An 18,223-nucleotide genomic window follows, 5' to 3' on the forward strand; every position below is an offset into this window, starting at 1 on the left:
CTTAGATATAAGTTTATGTGAGTGGCAATGATGTTATTAGAACTCAAGCGCATCTATATTCCACCTGGACAAACAGTAGTGTTACGAGATGTAACTTGGCAAGAATTAGAAACTATTCTCGAAGAGTTAGGAGAACACCGCGCCGCCCGCATTGCTTATGATAGGGGAATGTTAGAAATTATGGCACCATTGCCAGAACATGAATACGGTAAAGAAATTATCAGTGATTTAGTCAAAGCACTTCTAGAAGAACTAGACACCGAATTTATTAGTCTTGGTTCTACCACCTTCAAGAATCAATTCATGGCTCAAGGTATAGAACCTGACCAATGTTTTTATATCAAAAATGAACCTCAAATTCGTGGCAAAAAGAGACTAGATTTAACGATAGATCCTCCACCAGATTTAGCCTTAGAAATTGATATTACTGCTCGCACCCATCCCAATATTTATCAATCGCTGCAAGTACCAGAACTGTGGCGGTTTGAAAAAGATCAGCTACAAATTAATGTTTTGCAAGAGGGTGTTTATATAGAGTCTCAAAGTAGCTTAATTTTTCCCGAATTACCTCTAATTGATGTCATACCCCAATATCTTGAGCAAAGTAAAATTATTGGCAGAAATACTACCCTCAAAAACTTTCGGATTTGGGTAAGACAGCAGCTGCAACAGTCCTAAAGTTGGTGATTAACCATGACAGCTATAGTTACAGAAAATAGCACATTAGTAGAATTTTTACAACTTCCATACATAGATGAGTCACCAGCATGGGAATATATTAACGGACAGGCAATTCAAAAAACTATAACAGGTGCGAAACATAGCCTTTTACAAAAACGTTTAGTGGGAGTAATTGATACAGCAGGAAGTAATTACGAAGCTTTTCCCGAATTGCGCTGTACTTTGGGTAATCGTTCCATAGTTGCTGATATTGCAGTGGTTGCTAGTAACCAAATTCCATTAGATGAAAATGGCGATATTACTAGCACGGGTATTAATTTCGCACCTGCTTGGATAATCGAAATTCTCTCACCTGACCAAAGTCAGACTAGAGTAACAGGTAATATTCTCCACTGTATGAGAAATGGTACTCAACTAGGATGGTTAATAGACCCCTATGAACGCTCAGTGATAGTTTATCAGAGCAATAGTTTACCAGATATCTTATCAGAAGCAGATGTATTACCTATCCTAGAAGGTATTAATTTAAAACTCACTGTTAATGATATCTTTGCTTGGTTCCAAAGAGTTAGCTAAGAGATGTAATTAACTGCAAAACCCTCTCTTTGACTTCATCTCGCACACGGCGAAATGTGTCTATAGATTCTCCTTCAGGGTCATCTAATTGCCAATCTTCAAATACTTCTCTTAATACCCAAGATTCTGGTAAATTTACACCGCAACCACATAATGAAATCACCGCATTGTAATCTTCTGGATTGAAATCACTTAATGGCTTAGATGTTTGATTACTAATATCAATGCCAATTTCAGACATGACTTGTACTGTGATGGGATCTACTTCACTAGATGCTAAACCAGAGCTAGATACTTCTACTTTACCTGCACCTAAAACTTTGGTAAATCCTTCAGCCATTTGGGAACGGCGAGAATTTTTCTTGCAGACAAACATGATTTTTTTCATTGTTTTTTATTTTTGATGAATTAATTAGCTTTGACTTCCAATGCACTGTTTGCTATTTGAAGAGTGGCTTTTGCAGCTTCTTCTTTACGTTCGCTGTAGCGGTCTGTGAGATAGTCAACTTTATCCCGCAACAGGAGGGTAAATTTATACATTTCTTCCATGACATCAACCACGCGATCGCGGTATGATGAATCCTTCATTGTGCCGTCTTCGTGAAACTCCTGATAAGCTTTCGCCACGGAAGATTGATTGGGAATTGTAAACATTCGCATCCATCGGCCTAAAATTCGCATTGTGTTGACAGCATTAAATGACTGCGAACCACCACTAACTTGCATAACGGCTAAAGTTCTTCCTTGGGTGGGTCTGACCGCACCTAAACTTAAAGGTATCCAGTCAATTTGGTTTTTCAAAATGCCAGTAATATTACCGTGCATCTCAGGGGAAGACCACACCTGACCCTCAGACCACATACTCAATTCGCGTAACTCTTGTACCTTGGGATGAGTATCTGGCACACTGGCATAAATGGGTAATTCACGAGGGTCAAAAAACCTCACTTCCGCACCAAACTCTGTAATAATCCTGGCGGCTTCTTCTGCTAATAAGCGACTATAAGAACGCTCTCGCAAAGAACCATATAAAAATAATATTCTGGGAGGATGCTCGAAAGATTTCATATTTTTATTACCTACAACAATATTTAGTCACTAATTTTTCTCTGATTTATCAATATTGGTAAAGCCATATATCTTATTCTTTAAAATCACGAAACCCATGAGAGATTTGACCGTAAATTATTACTGCTAATTGCGCGCCTAAAATTGGTGCAACCCAGTAAAGCCAATGATGTTGCCAAATTCCCCCTACGAAAGCGGGTGCAAAAGAACGCGCCGGATTCATACTTGCACCTGTAATTGGCCCCATAAATGCTGCTTCTATTCCTACTGTTAGGCCAATTGCTAATCCTGCAAAACCAATGTGTGCGCGGCGGTCTAATCCTGAACCAAAAATCACGAACATTAAAATAAATGTGAGGACAATTTCTAAAATAAAAGACTGTAGCCAGTTACTATTTAAAGGCAAAGTCGCACCTAAATTAGCAACTCTACCCAAACTTAAAAGCAGTAGACTAGAAGCTGCGATCGCACCTAATAATTGTGCCAAAATATAAGGCAAAACTCGCCTTTTCGGGAAAAATCCACTAGTCCAAAATGCTAATGTCACGGCTGGGTTAAAATGCGCGCCGCTAATATGTCCCAGACTATAAATTAAAGCCGCTACAACTGCACCAAAAACACAGCTAATCCCCAAATGCGTCACTGCACCTTGACTAATTTGATTGACCATCACAGCACCAGTACCAGCAAAAACTAAAATAAATGTGCCGATAGCTTCTGCTAAAATTTCGCTTTGGTGTTGAGCAACTTCTTTGAGGAAATATTTCATCAATTTCAAAATTGTTTTTCGTTCCCTGTGTTATTTATATCATTTCAAAAAAAATTGATATGTCAATTACATCAGGGATGGTATTCACAAAAATTCATCAAAAAAAGTTGATATATCAGGAAATGTTATCACAGCAACGTGTGGGTAATATCTGCCCCAAACTGTGGAAATCTGCTAAATACCGCTCTAAGACGGTGAATTGGGGTAAATTTAGGCTGTAGTAAATCCAACGTCCCTGCTGGCGAGAGTTAACTAAGTCAGCTTCTTTGAGAGTCTTGAGGTGAAAAGATAACTTCGACTGACTCACCCCTAATGCTTCACACAAGTCACAGACGCACAATTCACGCTGACGTAGCAATTCTAGGACATTAATTCTAATGGGGTCAGAAAGTGCGTGAAAACCAGCAACAATCAAGCTGGTAGTGGTAGCATTAGGAGATTGCATTAACTTAACCTTGGTTCGGCAACAGTGTAAATCTGGCTCTATTCAAACATTTTGACGCAACAATCTAGAGTTTGATGCAGGTTATCTTAAACCTTGCTCACGCAATAATTCATCCGCCCAAATTGCATCTTTTTCTGACAAGGGTGGAACTACTTCTTGAGTGTAATCAACAATTAAATCATAATCATAAATATCATAAACCTGCGTGAATAAAGCCTGTAAATCTATCACGGGTTCATTGTCATCAGAACGCAAAGGTAGGGGAAAAGCAGGAATAGTATCTTGTAAATTGAAAGCATATAAATCTGCTAGAGGACGACGATTTCCCCGACAGACTAAAATCCGGTAATCACTTTCAATATCATCACCAAACATCAGCATGGGCTTGCCTTTGCGTAATAAATCAATTTCTATTAAATTAGTATGACTACCTAAGACCTGTTCCCGTTTTCTTTGATAAACTTTCCTGCCTTTACCTGGACGTTTATTAGTAGGAGAAAGAATTTCTATCGTAGTAATTAATTCTTCCGTCCCTACTTCTTTTACTTGTAAATATCCTTCTTTAATAGTAAGAGGTATTGGTACTCTGACTTTAATGGGTTTAGGTGTTGGGGTGGCAACAGCTACATTTATATTGTTGGGATCATTGGTGTGTTGACGAGTTTTCACCATGACATCAGGAACACCAACAATTACGGAACTATCATCTGTAGTTTCGTACATCCGCACTTCAACGGCGACACGATATTTAGGACGCAGTTGAGGAGATAAAAACCTAGCAATTTCAGTAATCAACAGGTGATGTAATCCAGGAAATAAATCCGGGTGTTCTAAATATGGGTTCATTCCTGGAAATACCGAAGGCATGATTTATACTCCTAGTTCTGAGCCAGCCCCAACAACTTCGGGTTGATAGCGAATTCCAGCTTTTTCAATGCGGCGTAGGGCTTCACCCAAGCGATCGCAATCTGCAATCAAGCTAATACGCACATATCCTTCCCCAGCCACACCGAAAGCATTACCAGGGGTAACAACAACACCTGTCTGTTGCAACAAGTTCAAAGCAAAATCCGTTGAACCCATACCCACAGGACATTTCATCCACAAGTACATTGTAGCTTTGGTTTTGGGGATATCCCAACCCAGCTTTCCGAAGCCTTCAATCAAGAAATCTCGGCGGGTGCGGTAGCGTTGCTGTACTTCGTGTAGGTAAATATCAGGCAATTGTAAAGCTGTTTCGGCGGCTGTTTGTAAGGCGGCGAAAATCCCATAATCTAGATTGGTTTTTAATGTCCGCAAGCCTTGGATGACATGGCGATTCCCCACCACAAAACCCACACGCCAACCAGCCATATTATAGGTTTTAGATAAGGTGTGAAACTCTACACCAATATCTTTCGCCCCAGGAATTTCTAGTAAGCTAGTGGGTTGATAACCATCAAAAGCTAACTCGGCGTAACACAAATCATGGACTAAGAGAATTTCGTATTTTCTGGCAAACGCCACGATTTCCTCAAAAAATTCACGGGGTGCGGTGGCGGCTGTGGGGTTACTGGGATAGTTGAAATACAGGATTTTGGCTTTTCTTGCCACTTCGTCGGGAATGGTGGTTAAATCAATTAACCAATCATTTTCCTCTTTTAAAATTAAGCTGTGGACTTGACCACCCGCAATCACAGGCCCGCGAAAATGGGCGGGATAGGCGGGGGAGGGAACTAAGACCACATCCCCAGGATTAATGTAGGCGATCGCTAAATGGGATAATCCTTCTTTAGAACCCAACAACGGCAAAGCTTCACTATCAGGATCTAGCATCACCCCATAGCGACGCTTATACCAAGTCGTAATCGCACGCCGAAAGTTAGCTGTCCCTTCAAAGGGGGGATAACCGTGATTACTGGGGTCTTGCAAAGCCTTCATCGCCGCTTCCACCACTGGCTGTGGTGTCGCGCCATCGGGATTCCCCATCCCCAAATCAATTAAATCAATGCCTTGTTCTCTAGCCTTAGCTTTTAACTCATCCAGACGGGCAAATACATAGGGTGGTAGTTGCTGTATCCGATCTGCTGGCTTAATCCAATCCAAACTCATTCCTCAACCTCGTCAACCCCTGTGGGGAATTCAAAATTCAAAATTCAAAATTCTTTGCACTAGCTTTCAGCAGTCAAAGTAATTTGTAGTTATGCGTGTTGCTTGCCAGAGGATAGTATTACGAATTAGTCATTTCATTACTTGTTTCCCTGGTGGAGACACGATTAACTAAGTCTCTACTTTCTGTCGGTGCAGTGGTAGAAACCATCGCCGCCATTAACTGTTCCAATGCAACCTTAAATGGGAGTCGATGAATATCAGATTCAGGTGCTAATGCGACTTCGGCGGCGGTTTGCAATTCACCCAGGGTAATGTTACCCAAACCTAAATCTGCTAATTTTTGTGGCAGTCCAATCTCTGCGTAAAACTTTAATAATTGTTGTCTGGATGTGGCTGCTAGTTGATTACCTTGTACCATTTCTTCTAAACGCAGCTGCACTAAAATTCCGAAGGCGACTTTTTCACCGTGGATGCTGCTGTGTCCGGCTATGTGCGTTAAACCATTATGCACCGCATGGGCAGCCACAGTGCGACATTGCGCCCCACCCAAGCCACCAATTACCCCAGCCAGTAAGACGGAAGCGTCTACAACTTCTTGCCAAACTTCACTCCCTGGATTTTCCAAGGCGGCGGCTGATTTTTGAAATAAGATATCGCGTAAGACTCGCGCCTGTTGGACTGCGGCGATAATTAAAGTCTGTTCTAAATGCCCACTGCTAACAGATGCTTCATACCATTTAGCGATCGCATCCCCAATTCCTGCAACTAAAGTATGTGGTGGGGCAGTTTTCACTAAATCGTAGTCTAAGATAACTAAATCAGGACAGCGAGACAAAGCCACATCATACAAAAATGCCCCCGACTCAGAATAGACATTCGATAAAGCTGTCCAAGCTGCACAGGTAGCGGCTGAGGTGGGGATAGTAGCAATAGGTAACTGTAATTGATGGGCGACTAATTTGGCTGTATCTAACGCCTTACCGCCACCGACACCGATAATCACATCGGCTTTATGTTCTTTCGCTGCCTTTCTCAGTGATTTCAAGCTAGTTTCGGCACAATCTGCACCATAGGAAACAGGGGTGACTTGGAGATTGTGCTGTTCTAAAATTGGCTGTAGAATTTCTTGGGCGATCGCAATAGTGCTATTGCCTGCCACAATTAACGGACGACTGCCTAACTTGGCAATTTCTAAAGCTGCGACGGACAATATATTTGACCCACGCATCACTTTGGCAGGGGCTACTGCTAGCGTGAGTAGAGAAGTAGAAGTTTGAGTAGACAAGGCTGGAGTAGATATTTGATTAGACATATACTCTAGTTTGCCAAAAACCTTGATGTTTCTTAATAAATTTAAATTTATCGCAATGACTGCTCGGACATAAACACCCCTGTGTTTCTACTGGGAGGCATTCACGGATACTGCTCATTGTCCATAAATTCAGAAATATCAAAGTTTTGAATAACTATATGGTTTATTAAAGATACCACTGTCAGAATACTCAGGGAAAGTAAATATTAGAGCGTCTAACGAATTTGATACAGAGTAGGCTGTCTGTATCTTGCGTGGATAACGCTGTTAAATTCATTTAAGTCATATCTTAATCTAAAATTAACAAATATTGTATATCTAAATACAAAAAATAATTTTTTCTTTGGAAAGTCCGATAATTAGCGTATGTATACGCGCTGAACTACAAGAGAGTCTCAAAACCTCAATTGCAGTTCAGTAAACGAGAATAGGTTAATTAAGCGTCAGATTTAGGTAATTGAGCGAACTTTTCGGGATATATTTCCACAGTTAAATTTTGGTCTTCACGAGTCACAAGCGATCGCCTAGCTTCACCTAAGTACAATGGAATAGATAAGCCTGGTTCTGGATGAATAATGGTACGCGCCCGAATTATTAGCTGATCATTACTATTTCTACCCCCACGCCCGAAAGAATAGAGATTGCTAGCAGCTTGCAGTAAGGTAGCTTCTACTTGATCCGGCGAAATTTGCGGTGATGTGGCGATAACTGCTTGATTTGAACCATTATCATAAACTAGGGTATATCTAACTGCGCCAGGAATCACGGTACGACTCAAAGGAACTATCGACAGGCCAAACAAACCAGCAGTTAGCACCAACATAAAGCCAGTTGTACCTACAAGCCGAAAGCGGATACCCCATTTAAACAAAAAAGCTAATATTGCTAAAGCAGCAAATACCAGTGTGGCAATACCTGACCATTGAGTGTATTGCAGAAATTCAGCTGTTGTGAGCATACAAATTGGCTACGAATGGCATTTTCTAAACATACCTATTTTACATAGCCTGTACGGGGTGGGAATAGGGATTGGGGATTGGGGATTGGGGATTGGGGATTGGGGATTGGGGATTGGAGAATAGCCTTGCTAATACTGTCGGCAATTGATCGCAATATTTCCTTTATCCGGGATCGAAACATCGACCCAAAAATCTGTGGGACATCTTTCTACGGAATTACCTCTTTGAATTTGAATATCTTCTGCTAACTGACAACGCTGAAATTGTCCGTTGACATCAAATAATATGTAGCTTTGAGCTTGACAAGGAAAAGTGGATATTCCGTAATTATAAGATAGTTGTACTGTTGCTTTTTGGCTCAAGAGGCAAGTATACAAAGAACCATTGGAGTGAGTAATAACTGTTCCTGATTCACAATTAATATTAGCACTTGCAGGCTGAGAGATAGCAAAACTTAATCCCAATATGCTGCAATAAGATAGTATTAGTAAAAATTTCCTAGAGACGGATTTCATAGTGATAGATGCTAGGTTAATTGAAATAAAAATAAGCATAAAAAAAGACATCTTTTCAGATGCCTGTTATGCAGGAAAAAACTAAATTGTTTTTCCCTACACCTTCCCAACAATCAGCAACAGTGGCTAATTTGAGTTAGCCACACTCACAGTCACAAACGTGAATGTAATCATATTATTAAAAACAACCTCTAAATAGCCGCAGTGTAACCACTGAAAATTAATTCAGGTGATTATTGAGAATTCGTAGTGGGATCTACTACCGCAATCATCTTGGGAATTGTTGATTTTTTATAAAGCAGATTGCGGGGAATAATGTATTAATTGGTCGCATCAAGCCATAAACCAAAAGAACTTTAACCTTGTTTCCTGTCACCTATTTCATGTTTCCTAGCGTCATGCTGATGGTAGTGATACGTAATTCCAGAAACAGCCGCCAATAATAACCAAGATATGGTGTTTAATCGGAAATCAAAAAGAGTCACATCAACTGTATTAAATAGCAGCCATTCTATCAAAACCACAAGATAGCTAAAAATGATTACTCGATTTTCTGTAATTAGAGAATGGGATTTTTGCAGAAGTTGGATACCAGAAAATAATATCCAGCCTAGTAAGCCAAAAAATAATAATGTAGCTGGTAATCCGGTTTCGGCAGCAAGCATCAAAAATAAATTATGGGGGTGTCCCAAATCGATATTCATGTGCGATTTATAGAGGGCGGAAAAATTACGTAAACCCCACCCTGTCCACGGATGTTGCTGAGTTAAAGACCAAGCAAATTGCCATTGAGTTTTTCGCATTAAAGCGACTGGCCGGTCTGGGTATAGTTCATCATTGAGCCTAGCCCAAAAGAAAGCGGGGACAATACGACGAAATAATTGAGCTACTGGCGCAGGTGCAAAAGCTGCTAAGAGAACACTAGCGACAATTCCAGTCACCGCACCCACCAGTAAACGCCAGCCTTGGTAGAGTGCAAAGCCTAAACAGGCAACGATCGCGATCGCCCATCCGTTACGCGAATTAGTTAAAATCAAAGCTGCGAAATCAGCCGCTAAAATCAATGGCAATAAAAAATAGGGATTACGCAGTAAGGATTTATTAGTTTTCCCAGTCCCCAGTCCCCAGCGAAGCACTGAGCTTGTCGAAGTGTCCCCAATCCCCCTTTCTAGCAATAACCCTAATCCCAGAGTGAAGACAATCGCTAAATAAGCCGCAAAAATGTTGGCGTGCATGAAAACAGATGACATTCTCCCAGGGGGACTTCCACCGGATGCGATCGCCACATCTAGGACTAAAATTTGTAACTGAGATGTCCAGCCAAAAAACAACTGTCCAAAACCCATGATTAAGACTGGGACAGAACCAATCACAAAAATCCAAGCTATGCGTTTTAATTGATTACCCGTTTGAATTAAGGCACTCAACCCAGCAAACACCAAAAAAAACGGCAGTAAATTAAATAAACCAATAAAAGCGGCTGGTTTATCTACTGCCAAGCTAGAAGATATCAGCAATAGGATAGTAAAAACTGCAAAGCCCTGATTAATGGGAGTGTGGATAATTTTGCGGTTTTGGCGCAACCAACTAAATAGGGTAGCAAATCCTATACTTACAGCTCCCAAAAAAGGGCTTAATGGGAATATTAATAGCCCGATTTGCAGTAATTTCCAGGGTAATTGCAGATTGTGAGGGGAATAACGATCAAAACCTAACTTCAAGCTAACTCCCAACATTCGCTACGGGTGAGACGAATTTGCGCCAAAGCAAAAATAGTGGGGATGATTCGACCATAGTTAGTGGTAATCATTCTCCAACCCAAGTCTGCAAAGAACCAAGTCCACATCATCGGCCCTACCAAAGCAAAGACGCTGCGAACTGCTGTGTAACGTGCAGCATTCAAAGCCATACCTCGACGCGCCATTTGCAATGTGACGTAGCTTTGAAATTGTGCGGTTGCGGCTTGAGAACCTGCAACCACCGTATCCTTAGCTACTTGATATGTGGCAAAGTGAATGGCGAATTGTCGGGCAATTTGTTGTAGGATGAAAGGCTTAACTACAGATGTCACAGCTAAAGCACTACCACCTTTTAACAGTAAACCCAATGGATCATGTTGTAATAACGGTGGTAGAGGTTCTGTAGGTTCTGATTTTGCTAGTTGATTGTGAAATTGTACAGTCAATTTTTGCTTTTCATTATCTGGTAGTTTTTTCCAAACTTGTCCTAGCAGATACAAAAATACTTCTGCTTCTAAATCTATAGTTGTTAAATTGACAGAATAAGGGATTTTTAAGTATTTACAGACTTGAATTAGTGCTTGACGGTAAGTTACTTGGTTTGTACGTCCACGTAAAACTGTCATTCCGTCTGCGGCTAAAAATCGAAAGCGACCTTCTAAGGAGTCCAGCCAAGCATGACGATTTTGGCTTTGAACTTCGATAGGTTCAGGCGTTTGGAGATAATCTAAAGGATTAAACTTCCTGCTAAACAAAATTGCTGTTAAATCTTGCAATTCATCTTCGGTGGCTAACTCTAACGCCGCCCTTAGCTCATCCAATTTCCCTTCCTCCCTTCCATAGAGCATATCTGTACCCTATTCTACTAGGCGATCGCGGATTCAGGATTGGCATCGATATCAAGGTTTATGGAACACACCTTTGACAAAAAAGTAACGGGGTGAATTGGGAACATCACGAGGAGGGAATTTATAAGTAAATCGGCCATAGCTTGAGCCATCTTCTCCCGCTTGTACAACTGATGTTTGCCAACTATGCAAAGCAAAAAATGTTTCTGGCTCATCACAACCGAATTTCCAATGTTTGGATAATTCACCATTGTTTTGCGCTAAAAAGAATGAACCGATTAAATCAGCCGCCAAAAAGCTTCCAGATGCACTTAAGTTATTTATCTTACTCAATAATTCATTTACTTCTGATTCACTAAGGTAATATAAAAATCCTTCCATCAACCAAACAGTAGGGATTTCTACTTGAAACCCTTGGGCTATTAATAAATCTGTCCAAGTTTCTCGTATGTCTACTTCTATAGTGTGGCGATCGCACTGACTAGGAGTATCTGCTAAAACTGCATTTTTATATTGCAGCACCTCTGAGTTATCTAATTCATAGACACAAGCTTCGGGATAAAAAGGTAAGCGAAAAGCCCTAGTATCCATTCCTGCGCCCAAAATCACTACTTGACGTATTTGAGCAGCTTCTGACATTAAAAAGTCATCAAAAAAGCGTGTACGTACGCTGATTAGGGGTGTACCTCTATCTTCGTACTCTTGGGTGCTGGGAGAAACTTCTGCAATTACTTCTTCCCCTGCTAGTTTAGCTGCGAGAGGATCTCGAAACAAAGCATCTGGTCTTTGTGTTTCTATCGCTCGCACAGCAGCAGCCATTCTGGCAGAAAAAGCCACCCAATTTCTAGTTTCAGGCATTAGTCAGTTATTAATGGTAGATTCAATAGGATTGGCTAGTTTATACTACATTTTGCTGTTCTTAATCAAGAATTTAACAGCTTTATTCATCAGCTTATTCCTCAACACTGAAATCTACCTTATCGTAAATATCCCCTAGCAAAACCTGACAAGGAATAGAAGCCAAAGACAACATAACATCTGGGTCGTCATACTCAGAGAAAATCCACTTGTTATGATCAGTTTTGCAATACTGCTCAACATGAATTTTATACTGGTCAATCAGAATATACTCCTGAAAACTCGGAATTGACCGATAAGCCGCAAATTTTTCATCCCTGTCATAACTTCTGGTGGATTTTGATAACACCTCAGCCATAAACACTGGATTAATCAAAGTATCTCGTCTTCCCTCTTGATATTCCAAAGGAGTTCTTACCACCATGACATCAGGGTAAGTGTGAATTCGTCTGTTAGGTATCCATAGACGTTGGTCACTGTTATATACTTCATAGGGCTGACGCTTGAGCGCGTAAAGGATGGCAGCATATAAATTACCAGCTAGTTTGTTATGATTTGGTGTTCCACCTGCCATAAAAATAATTTGCCCATCAATATATTCGTGTTTTTCCTCTGAATTCACCTCCATTTCTAGGTATTCTTCAGGCGAATAATAGTGTTTTTCTTGTGCAATGGTCATAATATTTCCACCCCCAAGGCGGCAAGTTTTTGATAGATCAAAAAAGTAGAAAGAGGACTACAGCCTCTCTCTACCGATTTTTCTTTAAACCTGCTGATTTAAACTCAGTAACTCTGTTTCTTCAATGGTGTTCATTTGGTCGAGAATATGCCAAACTTCTTGCAACATTGGTTCTAAACCAGTGCGAGTCACCGCAGAAATCAAGAAGACAGGAACATGAGCAAGATGATTTAATTGTGTTGCTAATGCTTCTAAATCTACAGTTTCTCTATCAACGGCATCGATTTTATTTAAAGAAATAATTTGCATTCTTTCATCTAAACCGCGTCCGTAAGCTGTTAATTCTTGCTGAATTGTATTGTAGTCTCCGATAATATCATCGCTGGTTGCATCGATTAAATGCAGCAATACCCGTGTGCGTTCAATGTGGCGGAGGAAATCATGTCCTAAACCTGCACCTTCGGCTGCGCCTTCAATGAGTCCAGGGATATCAGCAAACACTGTACCGTCACCTGTGGGTTTTTTGACTACGCCTAAATTTGGTATTAGCGTTGTAAAAGGATAGTCAGCAATTTTAGGACGCGCAGCTGATAAAGATGAAATGAGGGTAGATTTACCTGCATTGGGTAAACCAATAATTCCCACTTCTGCTAGGAGTTTTAATTCTAGACGGAGGAGTTTTCTTTCTCCTGGTAGCCCTGGAAGGGCGTATTCTGGGGCGCGGTTACGGTTACTCAAGAAATGTTGATTTCCTAAACCACCTTTACCGCCTTGTGCAACTAGCAATTTTTGGTTGTTTTCGGTTAAATCCCCAATGAAATCACCAGTTTCTGCATCATAAATCACGGTTCCGCAGGGAACTTCGACAATTAAATCTTTACCGGATGCACCTGTGCAGTTATTAGGGCCACCTCGTCCGCCATTTTCACCTTTAAAAATGTGGTTGTATCGGAAATCTAACAAGGTTTGGAGATTTTCTACAGCCATGAAAATTACTGAACCACCACGCCCCCCATTACCACCGGAAGGCCCACCTGCTGGTACATACTTTTCTCGCCGGAAAGCGACTATACCATCGCCACCTTTACCGGCTTCTACTTCAATTTGTGCTTGGTCGATAAATTGCATAATTAGTTATTAGTCAATGGTCAATAGTCAATGGTCAATAGTCAATAGTTATTTATCTGCTGAAATTTTTATCTACTGATAACAATGGTGCGTCATTGCTATGAACGCACCTTCAACATTCTATTTTGTATAACTAGTCTTTTTTGCCTTAGACCTTCTTATTGCTATTATGCCAAACTAATGACTAATAACTAATGACCAATGACTAGTAACTAAATATATTCTGAAACATCTTCTTTACAATCATCCGCTAAGTAGGAGAGGGCGCGGAAGCGTAAGCCTACAAGTTGTTCATAGAGGGGATTAATTTTACATAATGGCGGAATATGGACAATTTTGCGTCCAAATAGGGTGACATCTCGCTCAAAGGGGCATTGAGAAGGAATCATTTTACACAAAAATCTGGCAACTCTGGGGTCTTGGACATCTAGTCCATCTAACCAGTCGCGTAAGGGTGTAAGTGCGTCTGGTGCTGGTGCTGTAAGTGGTGTGGTGAGAACAGGAGTGGCTTGTGCTTTGTCTTCTAGGGTGTGGCGTAGGGCTGATAGAATGTCTTCTGGTTCACCGAGGGCTTGGCAAAATTGGTGTAGGACTTGATCTTCGCTGGGGGAATATGTAGCATCTGCGATCGCTACCATAACAGCTGTACGCAAAAAATTCTCCGCAGTTGGTGTATTTTTCCCTAAAACTGTTGCTAATTCTTCGGGTGTGATGACTTCTAGTGAGTCCCATTCCAAACAAGGGGCTAATTCATCTTTGGTGATACTAGCAATTAATTGCTGTTCTTGTTCATCAAAGTTACCGTCTGCCCAAGCTATAGTTAGCATTCCCCGCAACCAAGCGGCTATCTGTTCGCTGCTGTAGGGTGATTGAACAACAGTTGTCATATACTTATGCCTTGTGGTTTTCTCAACTCATAATAAGCTATGGGAATGGGGCATGGGGCATGGGGCATGGGATGTTGAATTTAGGTAATTTTTAACAAACTTTATTCCTGTGTAAGTGGTGTTTCTGAGGTTGGAGGTTGGGGTAACTCGAAGATGACATCTTCGTATACGTCTGCGATCGCACACCGAAAATCTATACTAGCTAAAAGGTAGACGAGGTAGAGGAAGTATTGTCAATTAGTCAACCTACCAAATGTATATTATGGCAAATCTAGCTGTTGTTAGATGCTGTGATTCTCTTGTCTGTCTTAATCTACAGATGTTGTACCAGAAGATAGACTTGTGCATACAATTTTAGAGCGATCGCACTTTTTAAAACAGGCTTTATTAGATTTTGTGCTGGATGCAGAAGGAGAGTTAGCACAAGCTTTAGAAACCTATGCAGCAGAACAATCTCGCCGTGGTCAAGATAACACACAGCAAGATTTCATTATTGATAGCTTTTTAATAGAAGGGAAAGTTGGAGATCAATCACCAATAGATTTATTTACTAAACAATATCAGGATATTACAGAGAGCGATCGCTTGTTACTTGATAGTTGGCATCGCAGTTTTATCGGTTTATTTGCTATTACCGAAATTGAGGGCGATCGCTTAGAGTTAAAAAACTGGTTAACAGATAAATATTATATTATTAGAATTAATAATAATCAAATTTTACAAGAAAGTTCACGCTTAAAAATCGGAGAAATTATATTAGTTCGTATTGCCCCTGTAACTGATACATACTGGACACTTTTTGGAAAATATACCCTACTTGGTAAATTGGGTAAGCCTAAACTAGCCGTAGCTATTGGTAATTTTAAAGAAAAATATCCACATTATCTTTACAGTGACGCACCAGAATTATTAGAAGCAGCTTGGCAATCTGTATCTCATTACCACGAGCAATTTATTAACTTTTTTGGCAGTGACGAGATTACCTTACCTGGCTATCAACTCAATCAAAAAATTGGTGAATTTCAAGAATTAATTTCTGAACAAAGACTGGCAGCCATGGGAATTAATCAAAACAAATCTCTGAGTGAGTTAGCAGCCGAAGCTGGCGTTTCAGAAACAGAAATTCAAGCTGCGATTCAAGAAACTGGTGCTGATAGCAAATTAGTATCACAGCTAATGAATCAACAAAATGGCAACAATAAAATGGTCATGCCAAAAGTAGATTTACCCATAGAATTAAGAAAAGCAGAACAAGTCACATCCATTTCTCATCCCCGTTGGGGACAGATGTTTTTACCAACTTATACTAAATTCCAAAAATTATTAACAACAAAAGACTGGCGAACTATAGAAGGTGCGGAAAAATTAGTGCGTCATTACCTAGAAGATAAAAATATTAATGCTTTCATTTGGTATCGTTTAGCCGAAAATTATCCCGATGCTTTAGACAAACTCCTACAAGACTATTTGCAACGTCCAGAATTTAGCCTTGCTGATGACTTAGAAAAACTCCTACAAGAATTCCAAAAACCTCTCCAGCCAGATTTACCAGAAATTGCCAGTGTACCCATACATCTGCACGAATTATTTCAATCTGCTGTCGTGGAGGTGAATAAATCTAAACCTAAAGATAAGAAGCCGAAAAAGTCCGTTAAGGGGTTTAAGTGAATGGAAGGGCTAGGAGGCAGGGGGGCAGGGTGCAGGGGGCAGGGAGAGAATGAGTAATGAGTAATGAGTAATGAGTAATGACTATTGACTATTGACTACTTTTTCACCCGTTCTTTTTGATAGAAAGCCACAACTTTTTGTACATAACTACCAGCAAAGCCACTGCTACAGCCTGTATATTTACCAGTCATCCACCAACAGGCGGCGTTACGTACAGCAGCAGTTTCATTATTAGTAGCGCGAAACTGCTGAGTTAACTCACGGCTTATAATACAACCAACGACTTGGCGCGTTAACTTTGGGTCATTTTCAAACTGTGCTGGTGTAACTTCTCTTTTAAGACAATTTCTTGACCAAGCTTTGAGGGTTTCTGGTTTAATTTGCCAATCAGTATACAAGGCATCGTTAGCTGTGCCTGTTTGCGGTGCAGCTAGGCGCAAAGCTTCTACCATTGCGGAAATTTGAGGATTTTGTGCTTGCTGTTGTGCTTGAACTGACAAGGGTGACAAGCTAAAACTACAAAGCACTCCAGTAATCAGCAGTAATTGTTGAGAGCATTTTTTCATAGGTAGATGAGCTGTAACAATCTTGTAGTGGTTGTCAGTAAGACTTGACATCCTCTCATTTTTTATGTTCCCATACCCCATGCCCTATACCCGATGACCAATTCTGCAATTTTCACCAAACTATTTTTTTGAGTCGTACCAGCATTTTGATAAGTTAGTACATAGTTCGCAACATATCGTAGTTATCGCCAAGGGGGAATGTAAGTTGAGTCAGCGTCCAGATGCCATTGCACCACACGGTGGACAGTTAGTCAATCGTATTGCCACACCAGAACAAAAAGCCGAGTTTCTTTCTAAAGCCGAGTTTTTACCACGGGTACAACTTGACGATCGCTCGCTTTCTGATTTAGAAATGATCGCGATCGGTGGTTTTAGTCCACTCACTGGTTTCATGAATGAAGAGGACTACAACCGCGTAGTAGCCGAAATGCGGCTTGCTAACGGTACTGTGTGGTCAATTCCGATTACCCTCTCAGTGACAGAGGAAGTAGCTGCACCTTTAAAAGAAGGTGGTCTTGTGCGTCTGGATAACCCCAAAGGCGAATATGTCGGGGTTTTACAGCTGACACAAAAATATCATTACGATAAAACCCGCGAAGCTATCAACGTCTATCGTACCGATGATGCGAAACACCCAGGGGTAAAGGTAGTTTATAACCAAGGTGCTGTGAATTTAGCTGGTGATGTCTGGCTATTACAACGCGACTCCCACCCCTATTTCCCCGCTTACCAAATTGACCCTGCGGCTTCACGCCAAATGTTTAGAGATAAGGGTTGGAAAACAATTGTCGGTTTCCAAACCCGCAACCCCATCCACCGCGCCCATGAATACATTCAAAAGTGCGCTTTAGAAACAGTAGATGGTTTATTTTTACACCCCTTAGTTGGTGCAACTAAAGAAGACGACATCGCGGCGGATGTGCGGATGCGCTGCTATGAGATTTTGCTAGAACACTACTATCCTGCGGATAGGGTAATATTAGCCATTAATCCCGCCGCCATGCGTTACGCTGGCCCTCGTGAAGCGATTTTCCACGCTTTAGTGCGGAAAAACTACGGCTGTACCCACTTTATCGTCGGTCGTGATCATGCAGGCGTGGGTGACTATTATGGTACTTACGACGCTCAATATATCTTCGACGAATTTGAGCCTGGGGAACTGGGTATTGTTCCCATGAAGTTTGAACACGCGTTTTACTGCACCCGCACCAAACAAATGGCGACTACCAAAACCAGTCCCAGCAAACCAGAAGAACGCATTCACCTATCGGGGACAAAAGTTAGAGAAATGCTGCGTCGCGGTGAGTTACCCCCACCAGAATTTTCTCGTCCCGAAGTAGCCGCAGAATTAGCAAGGGCAATGCGAGTACAAGTATTGGCCTAAAAGGGGTATAAGGGTATGGGGGTATCATCAATTCAAAATTCAAAATTCAA

Annotated in this window: 20 protein-coding genes; 4 read left to right on the forward strand and 16 right to left on the reverse strand. The window is 41.0% G+C overall.

The annotated features are described in order from the left end of the window. Positions 1–30: 30 nt before the first annotated feature. Positions 31–678 (forward strand): Uma2 family endonuclease, encoded by a 648-nt coding sequence (locus ACQFX9_RS28665; protein ID WP_427163027.1) that lies wholly within the window; start codon positions 31–33, stop codon positions 676–678. A 15-nt stretch (positions 679–693) separates the two neighbouring features. Then, positions 694–1,257, forward strand: coding sequence for a Uma2 family endonuclease (locus ACQFX9_RS28670; protein WP_427159901.1), 564 nt, complete (start codon positions 694–696; stop codon positions 1,255–1,257). Here the strand turns inward: ACQFX9_RS28670 and arsC are convergent. From arsC to ACQFX9_RS28745, 15 genes are all read right to left on the reverse strand, one after another. After that, the gene (arsC, locus tag ACQFX9_RS28675) at positions 1,250–1,645 is read right to left on the reverse strand and encodes an arsenate reductase, glutathione/glutaredoxin type (RefSeq protein ID WP_427159902.1); all 396 of its coding nucleotides are present in this window, start codon (positions 1,643–1,645) and stop codon (positions 1,250–1,252) included. The genes ACQFX9_RS28670 and arsC overlap by 8 nt on opposite strands. A gap of 20 nt (positions 1,646–1,665) precedes the next feature. Beyond that, positions 1,666–2,325, reverse strand: coding sequence for an arsenical resistance protein ArsH (arsH, locus tag ACQFX9_RS28680; protein ID WP_427159903.1), 660 nt, complete (start codon positions 2,323–2,325; stop codon positions 1,666–1,668). 73 nt (positions 2,326–2,398) lie between these two features. Then, a complete protein-coding gene (locus ACQFX9_RS28685) occupies positions 2,399–3,094 on the reverse strand; it encodes an MIP/aquaporin family protein (RefSeq protein WP_427159904.1) in 696 nt (231 codons plus the stop codon). A 115-nt stretch (positions 3,095–3,209) separates the two neighbouring features. Further along, positions 3,210–3,539, reverse strand: a complete 330-nt coding sequence (locus ACQFX9_RS28690) for an ArsR/SmtB family transcription factor (RefSeq protein ID WP_427159905.1) — start codon at positions 3,537–3,539, stop codon at positions 3,210–3,212. 81 nt (positions 3,540–3,620) lie between these two features. After that, positions 3,621–4,406 (reverse strand): DUF4058 family protein, encoded by a 786-nt coding sequence (locus ACQFX9_RS28695; protein WP_427159906.1) that lies wholly within the window; start codon positions 4,404–4,406, stop codon positions 3,621–3,623. 3 nt (positions 4,407–4,409) lie between these two features. Then, positions 4,410–5,630, reverse strand: coding sequence for an aspartate aminotransferase (locus ACQFX9_RS28700; RefSeq protein ID WP_427159907.1), 1,221 nt, complete (start codon positions 5,628–5,630; stop codon positions 4,410–4,412). A gap of 118 nt (positions 5,631–5,748) precedes the next feature. Next, entirely contained in the window at positions 5,749–6,942 is a 1,194-nt protein-coding gene (locus ACQFX9_RS28705; protein WP_427159908.1) for an iron-containing alcohol dehydrogenase family protein, read from the reverse strand. Between the two features lie 436 nt (positions 6,943–7,378). Then, positions 7,379–7,900, reverse strand: a complete 522-nt coding sequence (locus tag ACQFX9_RS28710; protein ID WP_427159909.1) for a Ycf51 family protein — start codon at positions 7,898–7,900, stop codon at positions 7,379–7,381. A gap of 129 nt (positions 7,901–8,029) precedes the next feature. Further along, on the reverse strand, positions 8,030–8,365 hold the full coding sequence (locus tag ACQFX9_RS28715) for a hypothetical protein (protein WP_427159910.1): 336 nt from the start codon (positions 8,363–8,365) through the stop codon (positions 8,030–8,032). A gap of 407 nt (positions 8,366–8,772) precedes the next feature. Then, positions 8,773–10,152 (reverse strand): O-antigen ligase family protein, encoded by a 1,380-nt coding sequence (locus tag ACQFX9_RS28720; protein WP_427159911.1) that lies wholly within the window; start codon positions 10,150–10,152, stop codon positions 8,773–8,775. Then, positions 10,134–10,976, reverse strand: coding sequence for a YaaW family protein (locus tag ACQFX9_RS28725; protein WP_427159912.1), 843 nt, complete (start codon positions 10,974–10,976; stop codon positions 10,134–10,136). Before ACQFX9_RS28725 ends, ACQFX9_RS28720 begins: the two co-directional genes overlap by 19 nt. A 78-nt stretch (positions 10,977–11,054) precedes the next feature. Beyond that, a complete protein-coding gene (locus ACQFX9_RS28730) occupies positions 11,055–11,861 on the reverse strand; it encodes an SAM-dependent methyltransferase (protein ID WP_427159913.1) in 807 nt (268 codons plus the stop codon). A 94-nt stretch (positions 11,862–11,955) separates the two neighbouring features. After that, positions 11,956–12,540, reverse strand: a complete 585-nt coding sequence (locus tag ACQFX9_RS28735) for a Uma2 family endonuclease (protein WP_427159914.1) — start codon at positions 12,538–12,540, stop codon at positions 11,956–11,958. A gap of 84 nt (positions 12,541–12,624) precedes the next feature. Next, positions 12,625–13,668, reverse strand: coding sequence for a GTPase ObgE (gene obgE / locus ACQFX9_RS28740; RefSeq protein ID WP_427159915.1), 1,044 nt, complete (start codon positions 13,666–13,668; stop codon positions 12,625–12,627). 212 nt (positions 13,669–13,880) lie between these two features. Beyond that, complete coding sequence (locus tag ACQFX9_RS28745; RefSeq protein ID WP_427159916.1) at positions 13,881–14,555, reverse strand: Mo-dependent nitrogenase C-terminal domain-containing protein; 675 nt, start codon at positions 14,553–14,555, stop codon at positions 13,881–13,883. A 342-nt stretch (positions 14,556–14,897) separates the two neighbouring features. Here ACQFX9_RS28745 and ACQFX9_RS28750 point away from each other — a divergent pair, with 342 nt between their 5' ends. Continuing rightward, the gene (locus ACQFX9_RS28750; RefSeq protein ID WP_427159917.1) at positions 14,898–16,223 is read left to right on the forward strand and encodes a hypothetical protein; all 1,326 of its coding nucleotides are present in this window, start codon (positions 14,898–14,900) and stop codon (positions 16,221–16,223) included. Between the two features lie 95 nt (positions 16,224–16,318). Here the strand turns inward: ACQFX9_RS28750 and ACQFX9_RS28755 are convergent, their stop codons facing one another. Next, positions 16,319–16,789 (reverse strand): hypothetical protein, encoded by a 471-nt coding sequence (locus tag ACQFX9_RS28755; protein ID WP_427159918.1) that lies wholly within the window; start codon positions 16,787–16,789, stop codon positions 16,319–16,321. Between the two features lie 205 nt (positions 16,790–16,994). Between ACQFX9_RS28755 and sat the strand changes: the two genes are divergently transcribed. Further along, entirely contained in the window at positions 16,995–18,173 is a 1,179-nt protein-coding gene (sat, locus tag ACQFX9_RS28760; RefSeq protein WP_427159919.1) for a sulfate adenylyltransferase, read from the forward strand. The last annotated feature ends 50 nt before the right edge of the window (positions 18,174–18,223 follow it).

This window comes from Aliinostoc sp. HNIBRCY26 (assembly GCF_050235535.1).
In the GTDB taxonomy this organism is placed as follows: domain Bacteria; phylum Cyanobacteriota; class Cyanobacteriia; order Cyanobacteriales; family Nostocaceae; genus Trichormus.

What these genes read in the sequence shown, in the direction of transcription:
- arsC (WP_427159902.1), bottom strand. Translation starts at nt 1,645, where the DNA reads ATGAAAAAAATCATGTTTGTCTGCAAGAAAAATTCTCGCCGTTCCCAA.
- ACQFX9_RS28665 (WP_427163027.1), top strand. Translation starts at nt 31, where the DNA reads ATGTTATTAGAACTCAAGCGCATCTATATTCCACCTGGACAAACAGTA.
- ACQFX9_RS28700 (WP_427159907.1), bottom strand. Translation starts at nt 5,630, where the DNA reads ATGAGTTTGGATTGGATTAAGCCAGCAGATCGGATACAGCAACTACCA.
- obgE (WP_427159915.1), bottom strand. Translation starts at nt 13,668, where the DNA reads ATGCAATTTATCGACCAAGCACAAATTGAAGTAGAAGCCGGTAAAGGT.
- ACQFX9_RS28695 (WP_427159906.1), bottom strand. Translation starts at nt 4,406, where the DNA reads ATGCCTTCGGTATTTCCAGGAATGAACCCATATTTAGAACACCCGGAT.
- ACQFX9_RS28685 (WP_427159904.1), bottom strand. Translation starts at nt 3,094, where the DNA reads ATGAAATATTTCCTCAAAGAAGTTGCTCAACACCAAAGCGAAATTTTA.
- ACQFX9_RS28745 (WP_427159916.1), bottom strand. Translation starts at nt 14,555, where the DNA reads ATGACAACTGTTGTTCAATCACCCTACAGCAGCGAACAGATAGCCGCT.
- ACQFX9_RS28735 (WP_427159914.1), bottom strand. Translation starts at nt 12,540, where the DNA reads ATGACCATTGCACAAGAAAAACACTATTATTCGCCTGAAGAATACCTA.
- arsH (WP_427159903.1), bottom strand. Translation starts at nt 2,325, where the DNA reads ATGAAATCTTTCGAGCATCCTCCCAGAATATTATTTTTATATGGTTCT.
- ACQFX9_RS28730 (WP_427159913.1), bottom strand. Translation starts at nt 11,861, where the DNA reads ATGCCTGAAACTAGAAATTGGGTGGCTTTTTCTGCCAGAATGGCTGCT.
- ACQFX9_RS28705 (WP_427159908.1), bottom strand. Translation starts at nt 6,942, where the DNA reads ATGTCTAATCAAATATCTACTCCAGCCTTGTCTACTCAAACTTCTACT.
- ACQFX9_RS28720 (WP_427159911.1), bottom strand. Translation starts at nt 10,152, where the DNA reads ATGTTGGGAGTTAGCTTGAAGTTAGGTTTTGATCGTTATTCCCCTCAC.
- ACQFX9_RS28710 (WP_427159909.1), bottom strand. Translation starts at nt 7,900, where the DNA reads ATGCTCACAACAGCTGAATTTCTGCAATACACTCAATGGTCAGGTATT.
- ACQFX9_RS28755 (WP_427159918.1), bottom strand. Translation starts at nt 16,789, where the DNA reads ATGAAAAAATGCTCTCAACAATTACTGCTGATTACTGGAGTGCTTTGT.
- ACQFX9_RS28670 (WP_427159901.1), top strand. Translation starts at nt 694, where the DNA reads ATGACAGCTATAGTTACAGAAAATAGCACATTAGTAGAATTTTTACAA.
- ACQFX9_RS28690 (WP_427159905.1), bottom strand. Translation starts at nt 3,539, where the DNA reads ATGCAATCTCCTAATGCTACCACTACCAGCTTGATTGTTGCTGGTTTT.